This is a genomic window from Bacteroides sp. OM05-12, assembly GCF_003438995.1.
GTDB lineage: Bacteria > Bacteroidota > Bacteroidia > Bacteroidales > Bacteroidaceae > Bacteroides.
On the sequence record NZ_QSUN01000015.1, the window covers coordinates 31,172 to 53,984 of the forward strand.

Here is a 22,813-nt window from a genome sequence, read left to right on the forward strand (position 1 = left end):
CAATCATATTATAAGGCAAAAAGAAATTCCAATTGAGTAATGATACATCCCCCCTGCCAACTTATTCCTTTTTGCCTTATACTTCTACTTTAATGCCACTCCATCCTTAAATGCATTGCCTACTTTCTCACCGATTACAAGATAATCGTTGTGTACCGGGTCGAAGATGATGGGACGCAGCTTGGATGGGTCTATTTTTCCTTTCTCGTCCAGAATACTTTCATCTGCCGAAACATTAACGATACGACCTACGAGATGACACGTTTCGGGGTCATACGATATGAGTTCACACTCGACGGCCATCGGCAGTTCGTCAATGAGCGGCGCATTCACAAATTCGGACTTTGTGGCATGAAAGCCCGCTTTGACAAACTTGTCCGGTTCCCGATTGCCGGAAACAATGCCTACATAATCGCAGGCTACCATTTGCTCTACGGTAGCCATGCTTACAGTAAACGCTTTGGTAATAAGCAGATTTTTCACAGTCTTGTGACCGGCACTCAGGCACATATTAATTTGGTCGTCCAGGTCGATACCTCCCCATGCAGCATTCATGGCATCGGGGGTTCCCTGCTCGTCGTAGGTAGCTACGATGAACACGGGTTGTGGATAAGTCCACGGTTTTGCTCCAAAATTCTTTCTCATAATGCTAGTTCCTTATTTCTATGTTACAACATATGGTTGGTTACAAAAATAACAATTTAAATTCAGACTTGTTGTATTATTCCAATAATGTCTTCTGCTATTTGAATATCTGTCAAGTGATTTTTACGCAGGAACTCCGCCACATCGAACCGATCTTCAAACTCTTTCTTTGCGCCATAGTTCAGTACTTTCATGTCGGTTGCTCCATAGTAACGGGTTATCATCTCACCGAAACCGCCGTCCAATACGCCGTCTTCCAGCGTGACTACCAATCGGTGGTCGGCTTTCAGGCTATCCAGCAGTTCTTCATCTACTCCGGTAATGTATCGGGGATTGATGAGAGTGGCATCGACATTTGCCTTTTCTTTCAAGAGTTTCCGGACCGATTGCCCTAATTGAAAGAAAGAGCCTAACCCCAAAATCGCTACTTTCGAACCGCGATGAGATACCTTATAACGGTTCAATTGGCTATAGTCCGCATCAACCGTTTCCTCGCTTGCGATTACATCATTGGCAGGGACGCGGATAGCTACGGGGTGTTCGTTTTGGCGAAGGCTCCACTCCAGCATGGCAAAATACTCTTCCTTATTCGTCGGAGCGAGATAGACCATGTTCGGAATGTTGCTTATCAACGGAATATCGAAGAAACAGGTATGAGTGACATCGTTCATGGCTGTTAATGAGCCCCAGAATACCAATATCACCGCCGGGTTATTATTGATGCAGAGGTCTTGTGACAGTTGATCGTAACTGCGCTGTATAAAGGTACTATAAACTCCATAGACAGGCTTGCCACCGGCTGCAGCGATTCCCGATGCTAAGGCTACGGCGTGCTCTTCGGCAATGCCTACATCGACGAATTGCTTTCCGGCACGTGCACGACGTTCCGGAGTGAATCCCATAACAGTCGGTGTACCTGAAGTGATTCCCACAACGCGCGAATCCTCTTTCATCTTGCAGAGGAGATATTCGGCGGTCAGGTCGGCATAGTCTTCCGGCACATCGGTCGGTATGACCTGCGGCACTCCGGACTCTTCCTTCGCTAGCTCCTCTAATACAGCTGCAGGGTCGAAAGGACTGCAATAATGCCATGCCTCTTTATGCTGTTCTGCCGGAGCATAACCCTTTCCTTTTAATGTATTGATATGCACCACTACGGGGTGGCGACTGTCTTTCACGGTCTCAAAGGCTTTTATCAGGGCTTCCACATCGTTGCCATCTGCCACATAAACATAGTCCAGCCCCATGGCCCGGAAGAAGTTGCATTCACACGTTCCATTGCTTTCGCGCAGGGCTTGCAGGTTGCGATAGAGTCCGCCGTGGTTTTCGGCGATAGACATTTGGTTGTCGTTGACAATGATGATGAAGTTACTGTCCAGTTCGGCTGCATAGTCCAATCCTTCAAAGGCTTCGCCACCACTCAAAGAACCGTCACCTATCACGGCGATGACGTTTCCGGTGCCGCCTTGCAGGTCGCGGCCCTTTGCCAAACCACTTGCCAGGCTGACGGAGGTGGAGGTGTGACCGATGGTGAAGAAATCGTGCTCGCTCTCATTCGGTTCGGTGTAGCCTGATACTTCATCGTAGCGGTCGGCGTTGAGGAAGGCTTCTTTCCGTCCGGTCAGCATCTTGTGCACGTAACATTGGTGGGATACGTCGAACACAATTTTGTCTGTCGGAGAGTTGAACACATAGTGCAGGGCGATAGTGGCTTCCACCATGCCGAAGTTAGGGCCGAAGTGACCGCCGTGGGCACTTAGCTTCTTTAGCAGGGTTTCACGGATTTCTCCGCTTAATACATTGAGTTCCTTCATGGACAATTGCTTTACATCCGAAGGAGAGTTAATTGTCTCTAAATACATATTCTAATGGTCTTTAATATTATAACACGAATCATTGCTTAGGATTCCAGTTGCAAATGTACGGATAAACTTACCTTGCGGGAGTATCCATATTACGGGTATTCCTACCTTTTTTACGGATTGTGTACTATACCGCCGTATGCTGGACGCCACCCTTGCCAACGGCATCACCCCATTGAGATAAAAGCTGTAGTCATGGCCTATCAAGTTATCGGCACATTGGGAAAGTGGGCTATAAAGAAAAGTTTTTATAGTGCCGTACAAGATTTCCGTATTGGTTTGTCGTGCATGGTGCGGCAAGATACAATCTGAAAAACGTCTAAGGGAGTGATGTCTTACGCTCCGGTAGATGTGAGCTATCGCTCCCTTGAGCGTTGGTCAACGCCCCCTTGAGTGTAAGACAACGCTCCCTTGGGCGATTTACAAACTCTTTTCAAAACAAAGATAAGGAATCGTACGGCCTTTCATGAAGATATTGCCCACAAACGTATAGCCGTTATTCACAAACAACCGTTGCGCAGCTTTATTAAGAGAGAACGTATCCAAGCGAATACTTTTCATACCTTGTAGCCTTGATAGCTCTTCGGCAAATGTAAATAACCTTTTCGCTACTCCTTTCCCACGAAAAGCAGGATTTACAGCAAGACGATGGATGCCATTTGCCGGCAATTCGGTCATCCACTCTACGTCATTGTATTCTTTCGATAAAGAACTGTTGATAGCCATAAAGCCGGATATAAATCCATCCAATTCTTCCAGCCAGAGTTCACCCAGTTCGATATCCTTACTATATTCCCTTTCTCCCGGATAATCAGAATCCCATTGGGTGTTACCTCCCTCCGTCATCAATCGTTTTACATCAAGAATGATGTTGAGTATCAATGGTAAATCTTCCGGTATTGCTTTACGAATCATCTCTTCTCCTTATTTATATCTCCGAAACGCAAAGGTATAAATAAAAGTTTCAGACGCTCATATTATAAGCAACAATTAACGCTATCTTCCGAACCTTGACGTATCCACATCACTCTTTTTCGACTCCTTAAAGCCTCCGAATTTATAAACGAATGAGAGGGAAACGGTGCGTCGATCGCTCAATACATTCATACGGCTATGCTGCCCTGCATAATTGACCGTAGTCTCGGGAATCGTACTGTTAAAGATATCATCGCAACGAAGCATCAACTGCGCTTTTTCCTTTGCAAAGGTCCATTTCAATCCGGCCGATACCTGATAAGAATCACTTAAATCATAAATACCCTGTATACTGGAAGTTGCATAATAGCCGGATATATCCAACTTTAAATCCGGAGATGAAGATAGTTTCACGGTATTACTCAACATGGCAAATCCGAAGAAACGTTTACGGTCGAAAGACAGATGATGGAAATCAGACGCTCTTTCTCGTTTCTGAAAACTTTGCAGTGTCAATTGTGAGTTTAATATCTCACCTATTTTAAACGGAACGACCAAGGCAGCTCCCATTATACGTGAGAAATCAAAGTTAACCGGTTGGAATATACCGTTCAAACTTTCATCCGACTGCCATTGGAGTTGTACGAAATGATCGGATGTATGATTGACAAAAGCAGTCAATACATACTTTTGTTTAAAGATATAGCTACATTGGAACTCATAAGAGCGCGAAGGTTTCAGGTACGGATTACCTTTCATTACCGAATAGGCATTGAGATAGTTGGTCACCGGATTTATCTCCCAATACGACGGATACTTCTTATCGCTCGACAAAGACAGTTGCAAAATATGCGTCGGCGAAATGACATAGCTTATATTGACATTCGGAAACCATGCGACATTATCCCACAACGTACTTGTCCTGCCCCCGGATTCTTCCGTCGTTTTATAATATTCGGCAGCAATAGAGGCCTGTACCGATAGTTTCTGCGCAAAGGTCTTTGTAAATCCGGCAAAGGCATTCACTGTCCGTTCATTCTGAATACTTCTAAAGGATGAAGCCTCATCAAAATTATCATCCTGCCAAGTATCGGAAAAACTGTTGTTGCGGGAGAAGGAAACATTTACTCCGTAAGTCAATCCCCAATCGTCGGGCAACGTATGTGTCTGGTTTACGTAAACCATTCCTTTATGGATACGTTGCTCCGAAGCGGATAGAATAGTTTTCTTCAATTCCTCACCGGAGCGATTGGCTAAATCCTGATCCGAGTTATCCTTATAATAAGTATAATCCGCACCGGCCACCAAACCGAAATGAGAATTATACTCCAACCTCAGATTATGCAGTCCCGAAGGTCCTTCCACAGTATTATCCGTATAGACTTTCTCATAGGCAACTTCATCCCGCAACGCAAAGTCTGTTTCCGAATGACGCCGGCTTGTTGCATCGTCCAACTGAGCCGTATAAGTGAGATTCAGTTTATCCTTACTCTTAAAAGTATATCCTGTGCCTATGCGGACATTATGTGCCAGTTGTTTACCCTTCCCCCTATCCACCTGAGTTATCCGGTTCAATACGTCATTATAGGTGTGAAGTGACAGCAAGTCTTCTCCCGTCCGCCACTGCGTCCAGTTGTTAGAGTAGAGAGCATCCAGAGAGAATCTGGATGTGACATAAAGTAAATTACCGCGCAGCATCGTGCTCCCGTAACGGGTTTGAGAATAAGCAGCCGCCACTTCTCCCTGCAAAGTATCCTCCATTTGTTCCTCCAAGAGGATATTAATCAATGCTCCCCTCACATTATACTGTGGTGGAGCACTATACATAACCTCCGCTTTTGCTACCATCGACGCAGGTATGGATTTCAGCAAAGAAAGTAACTGTTCGTAGCTCATGGTAGACAACTGTCCGTTGATGATAATATGTAACGAACTACTCCCTATCAGCGACAAGTCGTTTTCATTACGGGAAATCACTCCCGGCAACTCTTTTATAGCGTCAAAAGCATTATTCACCGCTTTATCTTTTATCAGACGCGGAACGTCATATTTCAGTTTACCATCCTCGACCTTCACTATCGGACGCTCTCCTTTTACCATCACTTCGGGTAGTTTCACCAGAACACTGTCTAAGAATACGTGTACCGAATCCGTCTGTTGGGCAAATAGCTGCACCAACCAAAGCGAGAATACAGCCACCCATATAATACGTTTCATAATCTTTTGTTTAAGGGTATATCGCAAAATACGGCAAAATAGAAATATATTCACGTTATCATTTGCTTACGAAGTGTTATTTAGTCTTATCAAAAAGGAGGATGATAGCCTGTTCTTACTATTTTTGTCAGCATGAAATTGCCTATTAAAATTATTGCCACCCTTGTCATTCTATCATTGATAGGTGTATTCGGGTATCAGACCTATTGGCTTACGGGACTTTATCACACGATGAAAGAGCGCATGGTAAAGGACATCCATGAATCCATGCAAATGGGCGATTACAGTGAAATGATGTTCAGAATAGACTCACTCAGCCGTTACAGTGAGTTGCACGGGATGATAGAGGCAAGTGCCGGTGCTGTCAATGACACGGTAGCTGCTGAAAACGGAGGGCAAATCTATATGAAATCAAATGCTTCGGCACAGGATTCGGTGGGCAACTCCATGGAAAACGAACAAGAAGCAACGCTCATGGCGGATAACCCTTTCAGTGCGCAAATAAAAAAGACGAATGATTTATTGCTGCTTTCACAATATTTCCAAAGGGGCATACACTCCGGACTGGATGACTTCACGGATATGAATGTACAACGATATGACAGCTTACTGACAACCATTCTTGCCGACAAAGGTATCGTAGCTCCGCACCGCAGTGAAATACTCCATTGCACCAACCGGTACCGGAACGACAGTTTGCTGCACGATACCGTATTAATAGCAACCGTCACCAATGTTCCTTCTTACCGTCCCGGCCCCAAAGCCATACATTTTGATTACATATTCGATATACATGGAAGCTCTATCCACAGGCTATGGATGGAACCGATAGAAATACTCGTACTCAAGCAGATGACAGGTATCCTGATAACATCCCTACTTATTCTTATCATTCTGTCCTTCTCCTTCGGATACCTTATTCATATCCTGTTCCGGCAGAAGACCCTTGAAGAAATGAAAGAAGACTTCACCCATAACATGACGCATGAGCTGAAAACTCCGATTGCCGTTGCTTATGCAGCCAATGACGCCATGCTCAATTTTGAGATAAACGATAAAGAGAAGAGAAGGAAATACCAGTACGTCATACAGGAACAATTAAAACAGCTCGGCGGATTGGTCGAACAAATCCTCTCGATGAGTATGGAACAAAAGCGGAACTTCAAGTTGCATAAAGAGTCTATCCATATAAAAGAATTGTTGGACGAACTTATTGAGCAGCACAAGCTGAAAGCCGATAAACCCGTCACATTCCATACGGACATCCGTCCCGAAGATTTAACGGTGAATGCCGACCGCACGCACTTGTATAATATCATCAGCAATCTGATAGACAACGGAGTGAAGTATTCCGATGATTCCGCCCATATATCCATCCGTGCCGAACAAAACGATGAATATACCCTCCTATCCGTCACGGACAAAGGCAACGGCATACCTTCCGATAAGCTGGCGCATATTTTTGATAAGTTCTACCGCATACCTACCGGCAACCGTCATGCCGTAAAGGGTTACGGACTCGGATTATACTATGTAAAAACAATGGTGGAACAACATAAAGGGAGAATTTCAGTTAATAGTATTACCGGACAAGGTTCCACGTTTACAATCCTGCTACCGCTATGAACAACGAAAAGATACATGTACTACTCGTAGAAGACGAACAGACGCTCGCCATGATTATCAAGGAAACACTGGAGAACCTTGATTTTAAAATCAGTACGGCAAAAGATGGAGAAGAAGGTTTACATCTTTTCTTTGAATTGCATCCCGATGTTTTGGTGGCAGATGTAATGATGCCCCGAATGGATGGCTTCGAAATGGTACGCCGCATCCGCCAGACAGACAAACGTACGCCGGTGTTATTCCTAACCGCACGCTCTGCCATTAATGATGTAGTAGCGGGCTTCGAATTGGGAGCGAACGACTATCTGAAAAAACCTTTCGGCATACAGGAGCTTATCATACGAATCAAGGCATTACTGAATAAAGCTTTTATTGAAGAGAGATATGAAAACAGTTATAATATAGGTAATTACACATTGAATCCTATTACTCAGATATTATCTTTCGCCGGAAGCAAGCAAGAGCTTTCACACCGGGAAACCGAAATACTGAAACGACTGTGCGAAAACCGTAACCAAGTGGTAAATACACAAAATCTTTTGTTGGAATTGTGGGGAGACGACAGTTTCTTCAATGCGCGAAGCCTTCATGTATTCATCACCAAACTGCGGCACAAACTATCGCAAGACGAGCGGATAAGGATTGTCAATGTACGGGGAATAGGATATAAATTGATAATTAATAATTGACAATGAACAATTAATAATGAAGGACAAGAGAAACGTCACCTGTCCTACATTATTCATTATTAATTGTTCATTATTAATTTCCCAACAGGATTATAGTTTTCTCCAGTTCAGGCTCAACGAATTCAGTACCACACTGACAGAGCTGAACGCCATTGCAGCACTGGCAAGCATCGGGTTGAGCAGCAATCCATTGATAGGAAACAATATACCTGCCGCAATGGGAATACCGATCAAATTATAGATAAACGCCCAGAAAAGGTTCTGACGGATCAACTTCACCGTCTGGCGTGAGAGTTTAAATGCTTTCGGAAGCATCAGCAAATCCGAAGTCATCAACGTCACCATAGCCACATCCATCGCAATATCCGTTCCGCGCCCCATAGCCACACTGACATCGGCACGTGCCAACGCCTGAGAATCATTGATGCCATCACCTACCATTGCCACCACTCTCCCTTCCGACTGTAATTGCTTCACTACCTCTTCTTTATCGGAAGGCAAAGCATCCGAAATAAAACGGTCTATATCCAGTTCTCCCGCCACAGCCTGAGCAGTTTCGTGTCCGTCGCCCGTGAGCATACATACGTAGATGCCATTGGCTTTCAACTGTTTGATAGCCGGTAAAGATGTCGGTTTCAACTGGTCGCTAATGGCGATGACCGCAAGCAGTTCATTCCCTTTGCCGAAGTAAACGATACTTTTGGCTTCCCTTTCATATTGAGTCAGCATATCCTCCAAGACATCTTTTACTTCCGCATTAAAGGTTATCAGCAGCTTATGGCTTCCCACCCAATAAATCTCGTGGTCTACTTCCACCTTTATACCTCTTCCGGTCATACTTTCAAATGAACTTACCGTAGCCGGCTGTATATTCTCCGCCTGCAAAGCCTCTACGATAGCTTCTGCCAACGGATGTTCCGACTTCTGCTCCGCAGACAGTAGAATGGATTTATAGTTCGTATCTTCCGCCTGTGCCCACAGCCAACCGGAAACGGTGGGATGCCCTTCCGTCAACGTTCCTGTTTTGTCAAAAACCACCGTATTCACCTTACACATCTGTTCCAGTGCAACGGCATCCTTTATCAGTATATGATTGCTTGCACCCTTTCCGATACCCACCATCAAAGCAGTAGGAGTGGCAAGTCCCAAAGCACACGGACAGGCAATAACCAATACGGACACGGCGGACAATATAGCGTAGGAGAAATCGTCCATTCCTCCCAATACCATCCATACCACAAACGTAAGTATGGCAATGCCGAGAACAGTAGGAACAAAGATAGAAGTTACTTTATCCACAATACGCTGTACGGGAGCTTTTGAACCTTGAGCTTCCTGCACCATACGGATAATATGCGCAAGAACGGTCTCTTTACCCGTTTTCTCCACCCGGAGCGTAAAAGAACCTTTCTGATTGATCGTACCGGCAAGGACGTGCTCACTGCTCGTCTTCTCCACCGGTATCGGTTCGCCGGTTATCATGCTCTCGTCCACATACGAACTTCCGTCCACCACCGTACCGTCTACCGGAATCTTTTCGCCGGGACGAACGCTTATCAAGTCATTTGCCTGAAGCAGAGTAATCAGTACATCCTCTTCTTTGCCGTCTTTTATCAAACGGGCGGTCTTGGGCTGCAATCCCATCAACTTACGGATGGCGGACGAGGTATTGCCTTTCGCTTTCTCCTCCATCAGCTTGCCCAAAAGAACAAAAGCGATAATCACCGTAGCCGCTTCGTAATAGACATGAGGTTCCAACCCCCTGTTATACCAGAAGTCCGGGAAAAACGTATTAAACAGACTGAACAGGAAAGCGATGGAGGTACTCAACGCCACCAGCGTATCCATATTGCTACGTCCTATCTTCAGTTGTTTCCATGCATTCACATAAAAGGAATTGCCGAAATAAATCAGTACCGGCAATGAAAGTACCAGCATGATAAAATTCACATAAGGCACGTGCATGAAGAACATGCCCAATACGGCTACGGGAACAGAAAAAAGCCACGCTCCTATTGTCTTCATTTTTAATTTCCCGAAACGTTCCTTTTGTTCTTCTTCCTGACGTTCCAAGGCATTGTCTTCTTCTACAATCAGGTCGTATCCGGCTTTCTTCACCGCCTCGTGTATCTGTTCGGGAGTAATCTTTCCGGAGTCGAACTCTACCGACAGATTGTTGGCTGCAAGGTTCACGGCTCCATTCACCACCCCGTCCAATCCTTTCACCGTACGTTCCACATTGTTAGCGCACCCGGCACAATGCATACCAAGTACCGGATATATTTTTTTCTCTATCTTACTCATTATATATAATCTGTTTTTATGAATGATTTTGTCCTGCTTGCAAAGATAATAAACAAGCAGGAAAGGAGCTTTGTTCACCCTTATAATTTATTCGTTTGACCATGCTGAAACGACAGGATGGGCATGGGCAAACGACAGGTTCGCCATGCCTAAACGCAAGGCTGTTTTCGGCTGAACGATTAAATCGTTCTTATCATTGGAATTAATGCGCTAATTATTCGTAGGAATCCACAATATATTCTATATTTGTACATCAAATGAGAGTATACAACAGGTGTATGACTAACAAAATGATTATGAAAAAGCAAACGATAGGTTTCTTAACCATAGCAACCCTAATTAGTTCCATCTTTTTTTCGTGTAACGACGGAAAAGTGAAACAATATGGTAACATGGAATTTGATAGTATCAAGATAGACAATACAGCTTCACTTATCAACGATAGCACTTCCCCGAATTGCAATTTGAGGATTGATTTTGTCTATCCGGTCAAATGTGACAATCAGGTATTGATGGATAGCGTCAACCGGGCATTAATCGTCACTTGCTTCGGCAAGGCGTATGACGGGTTGGATGCAACCGCTGCCGTCGATTCTTTCAGAAACACCTACGTGAAAGAATACCGCACAGATTTGCAAGCGCTTTATCGGGAAGACCTGCAAAACAGTAACGGCGAAGAGTCCGTAGGCGGATGGTATTCCTATTATCAATCCATTGAAGCGCGTCCGTTAAGTGAAAATTCACGTTATCTGGTATATGCCGTCAACGAAAGCGAATATCGCGGAGGCGCTCACGGCACATACAGCACGAACTTTATCAACTTCAATGCCGAAAACGGAAGCATCCTGCATCTGAACGATGTGTTCAAACCGAATTATAAAAACGCTGTCAGCGAACTTCTGTTGGAGAAACTGATGAAAGACACCGATAGCGCCACGCTGGAAGAACTGGAAGACAAGGCTTATCTGCAAGATACGGAAATGTATCCGAGCGAGAACTTCCGTCTGGGAAAGGATAGCATTTATTTCTTCTATAATGTATATGAGATAGCTCCATACAGTACAGGAGCTACGGAAATAGCACTTTCATACGATGTGTTACAAGGTTTGCTGAAAGAACAACCGGTCAATACGAATAAGAAATAACGATGGAGTTGATCTTAAAATACTTCCCGAACCTGACAGACGAGCAGAAACGGCAATTCGCCGCGCTCTATGATTTATATATCGACTGGAATGCGAAGATAAACGTTATCTCTCGAAAAGATATCGAGAATTTGTATGAGCATCATGTGCTGCACTCCCTGGGAATCGCCAAAATCATTAATTTCCGTGCCGGAAGCAGTATCATGGATTTAGGTACGGGCGGAGGCTTTCCGGGTATCCCCCTTGCCATACTTTTTCCCGAATGTAAATTTCATTTAGTAGACAGTATCGGTAAAAAAGTCCGTGTGGCAACGGAAGTGGCAAATGCCATCGGGTTGAAGAACACGACTTTCAGGCATGCCCGCGCACAAGAGGAGAAGGCTTTATTCGACTTTGTAGTGAGCCGGGCCGTAATGCCGCTTGCCGACCTGATCGACATTATCAAAAAGAACATAGCAAAAGAACAGCATAACGCCTTGCCCAACGGACTTATTTGCCTGAAAGGCGGCGAACTGGAACGGGAAACGATGCCCGTAAAGAACAAAACAATGATATCCGACCTGAACCAATATTTCAAAGAACCGTTCTTTGAGACGAAAAAGGTCGTATATGTTTCACTTTAACGTCAAGAAGATTGCGTTATGAAAATTAAAAGATTTGAATTTAATATGTTTCCGGTAAACTGCTACGTATTATCGGACGAGACAAAAGAAGCGGTAGTAATTGATGCAGGATGCTTTTACGAGGATGAGAAGCAGGCATTGAAGAATTACATAACCGGTAATGAACTGCACGTTACACGCTTGCTCTGTACCCACCTCCATCTGGACCATATCTTTGGCAATCCGTTTATGCTGAAAGAGTACGGAGTAAAGGCGGAAGCCAATCAAGCCGATGAATTTTGGCTAGAACGTGCACCGCAACAATCCCGGATGTTCGGATTTGAATTGAAAGAAGCTCCCGTCCCATTAGGCAAATACGTATGCGACGGAGATATTATCACTTTCGGAAATACAAATCTGGAAGCAATCCATGTGCCCGGACACTCTCCCGGCAGTTTGGTATATTACTGCAAAGAAGAGAAATGTATGTTTTCCGGTGACGTATTGTTTCAGGGAAGCATCGGACGGGCAGATCTTGCCGGAGGTAACTTCGACGAACTGCGGGAGCATATATGCAGCCGTCTGTTTATATTGCCCGACGATACGGTGGTCTACCCCGGTCACGGAGCACCTACCAGTATCGGAGCAGAGAAACGGGATAACCCATTCTTCAGATAACAAATAATCAATCTTATTATTATATAACCATGAAAACAGATTTATTGTCTTACCGTCACATCGGAATCAATGACAGCGACCTGCCCGAAATGCTGGAAAAAATCGGTGTCAAGAGTTTGGATGAGTTAATTGATAAAACCATTCCGGCAAATATACGTCTGAAAAAGCCGTTGAACTTGCCCGAACCTATGACCGAAAGGGCCTTTGCCGAACACATATCGGCGATAGCTGCCAAAAACAAAGTCTACACATCCTATATAGGATGCGGATGGTATGATACCATTACTCCGGCTGTTATCCAGCGAAACGTATTTGAGAACCCGGTATGGTACACTTCTTACACTCCTTATCAGACAGAAGTTTCACAAGGACGCTTGGAGGCGTTGATGAACTTCCAGACGGTAGTCAGTGACCTCACCGCAATGCCGCTCGCCAACTGTTCATTATTGGACGAAGCAACCGCCGCTGCCGAAGCTGCTGCCATGATGTACGCCCTGCGCACACGCGACCAGCAGAAATCAGGCGCTAATGTGCTCTTCGTAGATGAAAGCATCTTCACCCATAATCTTGCCGTTATCCAGACACGTATCATCCCGCAGGGAATGCAGTTGAAAGTAGGCAAGTACAAAGACTTCGAGTTCACTCCCGATGTATTCGGATGTATCATCCAATACCCCAATGCAAACGGAAATGCGGAAGATTATCGCGAATTTACCGAAAAAGCCCATGCTGCCAACTGTAAAGTAGCCGTGGATGCGGACATCATGAGCCTTGTACTGCTCACTCCTCCGGGAGAATGGGGAGCAGACATCGTATTCGGAAGCACACAACGTTTGGGTATTCCTATGTTCTACGGCGGTCCTTCTGCCGGATACTTTGCTACACGTGACGAATACAAACGTAACATTCCGGGACGTATCATCGGATGGTCTAAAGACAAATACGGAAAGCTGTGTTACCGTATGGCACTGCAAACCCGTGAGCAACATATCAAACGTGAGAAAGCAACTTCCAACATCTGTACCGCTCAAGCCTTACTGGCTACAATGGCGGGATTCTACGCCGTATATCATGGTGCGGAAGGAATGACAAACATTGCTTCACGCATTCATAGTATCACTTGTTTCCTTAACAAGGAAATCAGCAAGCTCGGGTATAAACAAGAAAACAGCTGTTTCTTCGATACACTCCGTTTCTCCTTGCCGGAACACGTTTTCCCACAACAAATCCGTACCATCGCTTTGAGTAAGGAAGTGAATCTCCGTTACTTCGAGAATGGAGAAGTAGGTATGAGCATCGATGAAACAACAGATCTGCATGATATCAATATATTGCTTTCCATCTTTGCTATCGCTGCGGAGAAGAACTATCAGGAAGTAACCACATTACCGGACTGCTCTTGCATCCCGGCGGGTCTGAAACGTACAAGTTCGTTCCTTACACACGAGGTATTCAATAAATACCACACGGAGACGGAAATGATGCGATATATCAAACGTCTCGACCGAAAAGACATCTCATTGGCACACTCCATGATTTCGTTGGGTTCCTGCACCATGAAGCTGAATGCAGCATCCGAGATGCTCCCGTTAAGCAATCCCGGAATGATGTGCATCCATCCTTTGGTTCCGGAAGACCAGGCCGAAGGCTATCACGAATTGATTCATAATCTAAGTGAGCAACTAAAGGTCATTACCGGATTTGCAGGAGTTACTTTACAACCGAATTCAGGTGCGGCAGGTGAATATACAGGTCTTCGCATCATACGTTCTTATCTGGAAAGCATCGGACAGGGACATCGTAACAAGATTCTTATCCCGGCTTCCGCACACGGTACAAACCCTGCATCTGCCATACAAGCCGGATACGAGACCATTACTTGTGCCTGTGACGAACATGGTAATGTGGAACTTGCCGACTTAAAAGCAAAAGCGGAAGAAAATAAAGATAATCTGGCAGCGTTGATGATTACCTATCCGTCCACACACGGTATCTTTGAAACGGAGATCGTAGAAATATGTAACATCATTCACGCATGTGGAGCACAAGTCTACATGGATGGAGCCAATATGAACGCACAAGTAGGGCTTACCAATCCGGGATTTATCGGAGCCGACGTTTGCCACTTGAATTTGCATAAGACATTTGCCAGCCCTCACGGCGGTGGCGGTCCGGGTGTAGGCCCTGTATGCGTAGCCGAACATCTCGTTCCTTTCTTACCAAGCCATCCGATATGGGGCAGCAACCTGAATACGGTTTCAGCAGCACCTTTCGGCAGCGCGGGTATCCTCGCTATCACCTACGGCTATATTAGCATGATGGGAACAGAAGGATTGACACAGGCTACCAAGATCGCTATTCTGAATGCAAACTATCTGGCAGCTTGTCTGAATGATACTTACGGCATCGTATATCGCGGAGCAAACGGATATGTAGGTCACGAAATGATTCTGGAATGCCGCAAGATACATGAGGAAACAGGTATCAGCGAGAATGACATTGCAAAGCGTCTGATGGATTACGGCTACCATGCTCCTACTCTTTCTTTCCCGGTACACGGTACATTGATGATAGAGCCGACGGAAAGCGAAAGCCTTTGGGAACTGAAGAATTTCGTAGAAGTAATGCTCACAATCTATCAGGAGATACAAGAAGTAAAAGAGGGAAATGCCGACAAAGACGATAACGTACTTGTTAACGCTCCACATCCTGAATATGAGATTGTAGCGAATGAATGGACACACAGTTACTCTCGCGAGAAAGCTGCCTATCCGATAGAATCCGTACGGGAGAACAAGTTCTGGATAAACGTAGCCCGTGTGGACAACACATTAGGCGACCGTAAACTGTTGACAACACGTTACGGAACTTTCTAAAGCATAACACAATAGAACGATTCCCCGCCCAAACGACGGGGAATTGTTTTATTAATACATATAAATAATGAAATACGGCGTAAGCAACCATACATTATTACTGATTGCAGGCATTGTCTGGACAGTAGCCGGTGCCAACATACTCAGAATCGGAATCATCACTTGGCTTACCGATTCAAAGGATTGGCTGTTCAAAGTAGGAGAAGCAACTGCCATCTTCCTTTTATTCTTCATTTTCATATTCCGCAGATTATTCAACAAACATTCCGAACGAATCAAAGCAAAAGGGAATAAGAGTTGCCCCTTTTCTTTTTTCGACCTGAAAGGATGGATCATCATGTGCTTTATGATAGCGCTCGGCATCACCATCCGCACCTTTCATCTGCTTCCCAACTCCTTTATTTCGGTATTTTATACAGGATTATCCACCGCACTGATCATTACGGGTATATTGTTCCTGAACAAATGGTGGAAAGAGAAAAGGTCTACTTCAGCTTAATATATCCGAGCCGGGTGTAGCGGATGCCTTTGCTCTCATAATGCGAAAGAACTTTAGCGGACACGAGATATAGCTGCTCTTTCGGATGAACCTTTCGGGTGTAACAACTCAGCATATCAGGTGCCAGACTTCTTGCCGCCGCCTTTACCAAAAAAGAGAACCGGTTGCCATCCATATCCGAAGCTAAAACATTCTGATCCACGAAATAATCATTCTTATACGTATCCAACTGTAGCCTGACTGCCAACACCGTCAAGTTCAAATCCTTGAGTTTCTCTCCTACCGTACCTACATAACGACTCACGGCAGGAATCTGCCTCTTGGATATGACCGTTTCTAAATAAACCTGACGAAAGCCCTGTGCAGCCTCAACCAATTTTTCATCTTTCCTGTTACGGGGTTCAAACTTATTGGCAATCCAAAGTACATAATGCGGGTCTATATAATAAATCTCCGCCAAGCGTTTACCGCTATATTTCCCAAAAGCAATCATATCATCCGACGAGGAATAATAAGGTTCGAAATAGGTGTTATCCAGTATTTTGAGACACACATTGCAGTTGCGGAGGTATTCCATGGCACGTTGCACCGCATCATCAAAATTAATCGCCAAGTTCCGGATATATAAAGGAGATTGTGCTTTAAATATTCTCCATAATGCGTAGACCGAACGATGAGCCGTAGCCACACTGACGGCATAATATCCTCCGTCTTCTCTCCTGCCCCGGTTAAACTCATCCAAACCTTGAAATACCTTCAGGGCAATCCCGTCACTCACATTATATAGATTAACTTCATTGCTCATAATTAATAAGTATTTCGGTTCTACTCCTGTAAATATACAAAATTTGCCGGAAAAAAGCCAGAGTTATAAAAGAAAAAATTCTCTGTAACCGTATGACCGTTTACAGAGAACTTTATTTTTTATAGTAGACGCTTCTACTTCAGACGTACTAACTTTCACAAGTCTGCAAATCTTAATTAACCTTAATCTAATACTATGAAAAACACAATCATATAACAGCCCGTCAGACAGCTTGTTCACCGAGTAAAAGTTAATTAATTAAAAAGAGAAGGAAGTCTGTGCCGGAAACCTATGGTTCAACATACGGTCGATTGCTTACAAACGATAGGAGTTTGCAAACAAAGGACCGTATGTTCGTCGGCAATCGTACGGACGTCTTTTTTAATTTGAAGTATTCTCTATAAAATAAAAACTGCTCCCGAATCTCGGAAGCAGCCTCTCTTAGTTGGGTACGCTTAATTTTCTCTAATTTAGTCCTGAATTCTTCATATCCTACAAACAATCTTTTTACCCATCCTATTATCTTATGTCTTCAAAATATCATGTCTTACGACACAAAAGTATACTGTTTGTTTAAAACTGCATATATTTCAAAGCAGAAATATAACAGATAGAGCGCGTTTCTTGACTTAAATCAAAAAACAAGATTGTATTGTCATCTATTTGTAATGTACTTGCTGTATCTCAATAGATTCTTGATTATGATATTTTTCATTTGTATTCCCCATACTTACAGTAAGCAGGCACAAGAATATCATTCGAAGCACCATCGCATTAAAACCTGTTCTTTTCCAGAGTAAAACAAATGCCAAAGCCGTAAAAAGAACAGTCCATATAAATGAAGACAGATGCCATCCTTCGGGACTGAATGTCATCAGGCCAAGCAACAAGAATGAAGGTGCGTAGGCAAGCTCCATGCTATTTCCACCGGTCAACCGCTTCATCAATACAGCCAACAAGAACAAGACAGCGGTAACTATAAATGCCAAAACCCATGCGTTTATAGCCAAATGAAAAAGGTCATAAACACGCAACACCAGCATATTCCCTTGAAACACCGCCAAATATGCAAGGCTGAAAATCCAAAAGAGAACACCGCCCGCAATAGAAACCATGCGGGCTGTTCTTTTTGTATGTGAAGTATAACTCTGATTCTTCATTATTTGGTTTTCTTTAATACCATTGCCGTACGCGCCGGAATATAAAGTTTAAGCCATTCCTTTTTCTCTTTTTCATAAAGAGGATCGGATATGGTAAAATGTTTCACTGTATCATCAGACAGGCCATTACCGCCAAACTTCACGGCATCCGTATTCAAGACTACTTCATAAGTGCCCGGAGATACTAAAAAGCCATAGTCCGTAAACGATTTAACCGGATTGAAGTTGAACACAAATACCAAGTCCTTACGTTGATATGCCAATATCTGATCGCCATCGTTGTGCCAGATTTCAACAACGTCGGTATTCTCAATTCCCTTCACACTCTTTATGAGCTTAATCATCTCTTCATCAAAATCGGCAAGATAATGATAAGTAAGGTTCTTGTTGTCTACCAAATCCCACTGGCGGCGGGCATATTTATATGACCAGTTATTACCTTCGCGAGGGAAATCAATCCATTCGGGATGACCGAACTCATTACCCATGAAGTTCAGATAACCACCGTTGATGGTAGATGCCGTCACCAGACGAATCATCTTATGCAATGCCAAGCCGCGATGAACAATATAGTTCTCGTCTCCTTTCTGCATATGCCAATACATATCGGCATCAATCAGGCGGAAGATAATCGTCTTGTCACCCACCAAAGCCTGATCATGACTTTCGGTGTATGATATGGTCTTTTCATCCTTACGACGGTTCGTCACTTCCCAAAAGATACCGGACGGTTTCCAATCTTCGTCTATCTTTTCCTTTATCGTCTTAATCCAATAATCCGGAATGTTCATCGCCATGCGGTAATCAAAACCATAGCCTCCATCCTCGAACTTCGCAGCCAGTCCCGGCATTCCGGATACTTCTTCAGCTATTGTTATCGCTTTCGGATTAACCTGATGAATCATCTTGTTTGCCAAAGTCAGATAACAGATTGCATTGTCATCCTCATGGCCATTGAAGTAATCTCCATAGTTGCAGAAAGCCTCTCCTAAACCATGACTGTAATACAGCATGGAAGTAACACCGTCAAAACGGAATCCGTCAAATTTATATTCTTCCATCCAGTACTTGCAATTGGACATCAGGAAATGCACCACCTCGTTCTTGCCGTAATCAAAGCAAAGCGAGTCCCACGCCGGATGTTCACGGCGACCTCCCGGATAGAAATACTGGTTCGGATCACCGGCAAAGTTGCCTAAACCTTCCACTTCATTCTTCACGGCATGAGAGTGTACAATATCCATGATAACGGCAATGCCCATACCATGCGCCTCATCTATAAGTTGTTTCAGTTCTTCCGGAGTACCGAAACGCGAAGAAGCGGCAAAGAAACTGGAGACATGATAACCAAAACTTCCATAATACGGATGCTCCTGAATCGCCATGATCTGAATACAGTTATATCCGGCTTTTGCTACACGGGGAAGTATCTTTTCACGGAACTCATTATAAGTTCCTACTTTCTCTTCCTGCTCCGCCATACCGATATGGCATTCATAGATCAACAACGGATCCGTATTTGGTTTAAATGATTTCTTTTTAAACTTATAAGGTTTCTCCGGACACCATACCTGTGCACTGAATATTTTAGTCTGTTCATCCTGAACCACACGCGTAGCCCATGCAGGGATGCGTTCTCCCTGTCCGCCTTCCCAATACACATGAAGTTTATATAAATCACCATGATGTACGGCTTCTTCTTTCAGATTTATCTCCCAAACGCCATTTGCCTTACGCTTCAAAGCATACTTTTCATTCTCTTCCCAATTATTAAAATCACCCACCATATAAATATGAGTGGCATTAGGAGCCCATTCACGAAACGTCCAACCTTTTTCCGTACGGTGCAAACCAAAATATAAATATCCCGAAGCAAAATCCGCCAGCGTATTTTTACCTCCATCCGTCAGTTCCGCTTCCTTATCAACAGCATGCTGATGTCGTCCTTCGATAGCCGTTTCATACGGTTCCAGCCAAGGATCATTCTTTATTATAGTCAGTGTCTTTTCCATAACAGGGAAATTTTATTGAGTTTAAGCCAATACTTTAACAATCACTTTCTTTACTCCGGTTTCAGAGATGCCCGGAGCGTGTCCGTCTTGCGGGAAGAAGATAGCAAACATTCCCGGTTTCACGGCAATGTAATCTTCGGCCAATCCTTCAAAGAAAGTAATGTCTTTCTCCGCATTATATTCCGCATTGGCAGGTACACAATCTTTTGCAGGGGTATATCCCATCACTTCCGTTCCCGATAAAGGGATTTGTATATCAATGAAGTCTCTATGAGTCTCCAACTTTGCCTGTTCCTTTGTCTTAGGATTTGTCTGAGCGAAGTTCACTACAAGGTCTTTGCCTTTTAACTGTACCTTAGTTCCTGTTTCAATTGTGTTTAAATCTGTTGATTTCAAATATTCAATTGCTTGTGCAAACAAGGGATTTAATGAAGTATATTTTTCTAAATTATCAAGTGTATCTACTACCATAATCCTTTTAATTTAAATTAGTTACAATATATTATTTTACTCGTTTATTCAAAGTCGTCTATCGTATAATTGGTAAAGTCGGCAAAGCGTTTCAATTGCTTGAACACTGCCTCTGTCTTATCAAGAAAGTCGGGTGCTGAAAAGAAATTATCCGGCACATAATGCGTGCAGGTATATTCCTTACACTTCAAATAATCCATATACGGAAAATCTTTCGGGAAACCTTTCGGTGCTGTCTTCAAGTGTGTTTCACCGATAACAGGGAAGTATTGTTTGAATTCAGGATCTTCTGCTATTTCCCTGAATTCGTCTATATTATCATAAACCGATTGACGTACGGCTTTTAATATCTTCGGTTCAAGGCAAAGGCTGCCTCCCGCCAGCATACAGTTACCGTTCTCTATATGCAGATAATATCCGCAATGATCGGATTTCTTTCCTTTCGCATTGACATATCCCCCGAAATGTACTTTATAAGGAGTTTTATCCGGTGAGAAGCGAGTGTCACGGTAAATACGGTACATACAATCTTTAGCCTGAATACCTTTTATCGATTCGTCAAAAGTAGCGATTCGCTCGATAACAGCGGTCAACAGCAACTCGAATTCCAACTGTGCACGTTTATATTCTTCTTTATGCTCATTAAACCACTCCCTATTATTATTTGCCGATAATTCTTTTAAAAATTGAAAGATAACAGGTATATTCATTGCTCGCTGTATTTAATTTCACAAACGTACAAAAATTATTCAAGCAGCGCAACGGATTAGGTAGAAAATTGAAAATATTTAGCAGGACTGAATATACCTTTCTATCCAATATCTACCATTCTCTCAACCAAAATTCATTGAAAATATCGCTTTTCGTATCTATCCCCCGATCATTGCTAAATAAATCCAATATAGGTATACAACGAAATTCATTTTTTTTACAATCTTGTCTTAATTTATCCGATGGTGATTCATGACAAATTATTAATATATAATGAAGATTCTTTTCAAATTCCCCATCTTTATAAGCATTATAAAATATAGAGCGATATCTCTCCAACTGATTATCATGCGTAGAAGTATAAACTTTATTCTCGATTAAGATAGCATGCCATTCCGATACCCCGTCATGTTTTAATTCAACGTTAGCATGAACATCGATTTTATTCCATTCTAACCAAGTCTCGACACTGCCAACTATTTGTCCATCATCTTGTTTTTCTAATAATTTAAATAAAATCTCTCGACAATATCCATATAAAATAGAATCTTCTTGTGCATATAGAGATGAAGCACGCTTTAAAGTCCAAGCAAGTATATAGCTCATCATTGCCTCTTTGTTTCCCCTTCCTTCAGGATCTGATAATAATAATGATTTCATAATTTATTCCAATTATAATATACCACAAACTTATAAAAGCCTCCCCCCATCATTGAAAAGAAAGTGAATATTGAGATAATTAACTCTCAGCAAGCACTTTGAGCAACGCATCATGCATTTTTCCATTGGAAGCCAACACCTGATGTCCTGAGTAGAAAGTATCTCCACCGCTGAAATCCGTAACTTTGCCTCCGGCACATTGTAATATTATAGTGCCAGCCGCTATATCCCACGGACCTAAATAGGCTTCTATTCTTGCTTCGAAACGCCCGGCTGCCACATAACACATTTCGACGGCGGCAGCTCCCTGCAACCGCATTCCACTGGCATTTCCATATAGCGCATTGACCAAATGAAGTGCCGTCGGTTTGTATTTATCCACAGCATAGGGAAATTCCAAAGCAATAAAAGCCTTATCCAACTCGGCAATACTTGATACATGAATCTCTTCTCCGTTCAAGTAGGCTTTACCACCTCTACGAGCCCAGTAACATTCATTACGACAGACTTCATAAACCACTCCGAGAAGTAGTTCTTCACGGTTTCTCAGGGCAATGCTGACACAATAAGGGGCATTATCATGGATAAAATTAGTAGTCCCGTCCAACGGATCTACCAGCCAACAAGATTCTTCGGAGGTCAGGCTTCCCGAACCTTCCTCGGCAATGAAACCTGCTTCCGGAAGCAATGCTTTCAATTTCTCCACGACTCTCCTTTCGGATTCTTTATCTACATACGAAACATAGTCGTGAGAATTCTTCTCCTCTACCAATTCACGGCGGAATTTACGACGTTCTTCTCTCAGGAAACTACCGGCTTCCACTGCAATCTTACGAACCTCAGTGGTTATCTTCTCCAAATCTAACATACCTATTGTTATTTTTAGTCCGGACAAACTTACTGAATATTTACGAATAGTGAGAAAATCATTTAGAT

The 22,813-nt window shown here is 43.4% G+C and carries 19 protein-coding genes; 7 read left to right on the plus strand and 12 right to left on the minus strand.

All coding sequences use genetic code 11. The annotated features are described in order from the left end of the window. Positions 1–84 precede the first annotated feature (84 nt). From DXB63_RS11945 to DXB63_RS11960, 4 genes are all read right to left on the minus strand, one after another. Positions 85–645 carry a flavin reductase family protein gene (locus DXB63_RS11945; RefSeq protein ID WP_122126650.1) on the minus strand — a complete coding sequence of 187 codons (561 nt, stop codon included), beginning with the start codon at positions 643–645 and terminating at the stop codon, positions 85–87. Positions 646–707: 62 nt separating this feature from the next. Beyond that, positions 708–2,507: a 1-deoxy-D-xylulose-5-phosphate synthase gene (locus tag DXB63_RS11950; RefSeq protein ID WP_122126651.1), complete on the minus strand. Its 1,800-nt coding sequence runs from the start codon at positions 2,505–2,507 to the stop codon at positions 708–710. Positions 2,508–2,927: 420 nt separating this feature from the next. Beyond that, a complete protein-coding gene (locus DXB63_RS11955) occupies positions 2,928–3,422 on the minus strand; it encodes a GNAT family N-acetyltransferase (RefSeq protein ID WP_122126652.1) in 495 nt (164 codons plus the stop codon). A gap of 81 nt (positions 3,423–3,503) precedes the next feature. After that, positions 3,504–5,639 carry an outer membrane beta-barrel family protein gene (locus DXB63_RS11960; RefSeq protein ID WP_122126653.1) on the minus strand — a complete coding sequence of 712 codons (2,136 nt, stop codon included), beginning with the start codon at positions 5,637–5,639 and terminating at the stop codon, positions 3,504–3,506. A gap of 132 nt (positions 5,640–5,771) precedes the next feature. Here DXB63_RS11960 and DXB63_RS11965 point away from each other — a divergent pair, with 132 nt between their 5' ends. Continuing rightward, on the plus strand, positions 5,772–7,265 hold the full coding sequence (locus tag DXB63_RS11965) for a cell wall metabolism sensor histidine kinase WalK (RefSeq protein ID WP_122126654.1): 1,494 nt from the start codon (positions 5,772–5,774) through the stop codon (positions 7,263–7,265). Continuing rightward, positions 7,262–7,954, plus strand: a complete 693-nt coding sequence (locus DXB63_RS11970; RefSeq protein ID WP_122126655.1) for a response regulator transcription factor — start codon at positions 7,262–7,264, stop codon at positions 7,952–7,954. The genes DXB63_RS11965 and DXB63_RS11970 overlap by 4 nt, the downstream gene beginning before the upstream one ends. A 90-nt stretch (positions 7,955–8,044) precedes the next feature. Here DXB63_RS11970 and DXB63_RS11975 read toward each other — a convergent pair whose 3' ends face one another. Then, entirely contained in the window at positions 8,045–10,258 is a 2,214-nt protein-coding gene (locus DXB63_RS11975) for a heavy metal translocating P-type ATPase (RefSeq protein WP_122126694.1), read from the minus strand. Positions 10,259–10,554: 296 nt separating this feature from the next. On the opposite strand from DXB63_RS11975, the gene DXB63_RS11980 reads away from it, so the two are divergent. From DXB63_RS11980 to DXB63_RS12000, 5 genes are all read left to right on the plus strand, one after another. Further along, the gene (locus DXB63_RS11980; RefSeq protein WP_158563676.1) at positions 10,555–11,403 is read left to right on the plus strand and encodes an RsiV family protein; all 849 of its coding nucleotides are present in this window, start codon (positions 10,555–10,557) and stop codon (positions 11,401–11,403) included. Positions 11,404–11,405: 2 nt separating this feature from the next. Continuing rightward, the gene (gene rsmG / locus DXB63_RS11985; RefSeq protein ID WP_122126657.1) at positions 11,406–12,026 is read left to right on the plus strand and encodes a 16S rRNA (guanine(527)-N(7))-methyltransferase RsmG; all 621 of its coding nucleotides are present in this window, start codon (positions 11,406–11,408) and stop codon (positions 12,024–12,026) included. 18 nt (positions 12,027–12,044) lie between these two features. Next, positions 12,045–12,683, plus strand: coding sequence for an MBL fold metallo-hydrolase (locus DXB63_RS11990; protein WP_122126658.1), 639 nt, complete (start codon positions 12,045–12,047; stop codon positions 12,681–12,683). 29 nt (positions 12,684–12,712) lie between these two features. After that, positions 12,713–15,559: an aminomethyl-transferring glycine dehydrogenase gene (gcvP, locus tag DXB63_RS11995; protein ID WP_122126659.1), complete on the plus strand. Its 2,847-nt coding sequence runs from the start codon at positions 12,713–12,715 to the stop codon at positions 15,557–15,559. A 67-nt stretch (positions 15,560–15,626) separates the two neighbouring features. Then, positions 15,627–16,058, plus strand: a complete 432-nt coding sequence (locus tag DXB63_RS12000; RefSeq protein ID WP_122126660.1) for a hypothetical protein — start codon at positions 15,627–15,629, stop codon at positions 16,056–16,058. Here DXB63_RS12000 and DXB63_RS12005 read toward each other — a convergent pair. The 7 genes from DXB63_RS12005 to DXB63_RS12035 form a co-directional block, all read right to left on the minus strand. After that, the gene (locus DXB63_RS12005; RefSeq protein ID WP_122126661.1) at positions 16,045–16,863 is read right to left on the minus strand and encodes a hypothetical protein; all 819 of its coding nucleotides are present in this window, start codon (positions 16,861–16,863) and stop codon (positions 16,045–16,047) included. The genes DXB63_RS12000 and DXB63_RS12005 overlap by 14 nt on opposite strands. A 659-nt stretch (positions 16,864–17,522) precedes the next feature. Beyond that, positions 17,523–18,023 (minus strand): hypothetical protein, encoded by a 501-nt coding sequence (locus DXB63_RS12010; protein ID WP_122126662.1) that lies wholly within the window; start codon positions 18,021–18,023, stop codon positions 17,523–17,525. After that, entirely contained in the window at positions 18,023–20,035 is a 2,013-nt protein-coding gene (locus tag DXB63_RS12015) for an alpha amylase C-terminal domain-containing protein (RefSeq protein ID WP_122126663.1), read from the minus strand. The genes DXB63_RS12010 and DXB63_RS12015 overlap by 1 nt, the downstream gene beginning before the upstream one ends. Positions 20,036–20,056: 21 nt before the next feature. Beyond that, on the minus strand, positions 20,057–20,506 hold the full coding sequence (locus DXB63_RS12020; protein ID WP_122126664.1) for a YhcH/YjgK/YiaL family protein: 450 nt from the start codon (positions 20,504–20,506) through the stop codon (positions 20,057–20,059). Positions 20,507–20,550: 44 nt separating this feature from the next. Then, complete coding sequence (locus DXB63_RS12025) at positions 20,551–21,216, minus strand: DUF2461 domain-containing protein (protein ID WP_122126665.1); 666 nt, start codon at positions 21,214–21,216, stop codon at positions 20,551–20,553. 112 nt (positions 21,217–21,328) lie between these two features. Then, on the minus strand, positions 21,329–21,877 hold the full coding sequence (locus tag DXB63_RS12030; RefSeq protein WP_122126666.1) for a PD-(D/E)XK nuclease family protein: 549 nt from the start codon (positions 21,875–21,877) through the stop codon (positions 21,329–21,331). A 79-nt stretch (positions 21,878–21,956) separates the two neighbouring features. Next, positions 21,957–22,745 (minus strand): inositol monophosphatase family protein, encoded by a 789-nt coding sequence (locus tag DXB63_RS12035; protein WP_122126667.1) that lies wholly within the window; start codon positions 22,743–22,745, stop codon positions 21,957–21,959. Positions 22,746–22,813 lie beyond the last annotated feature (68 nt).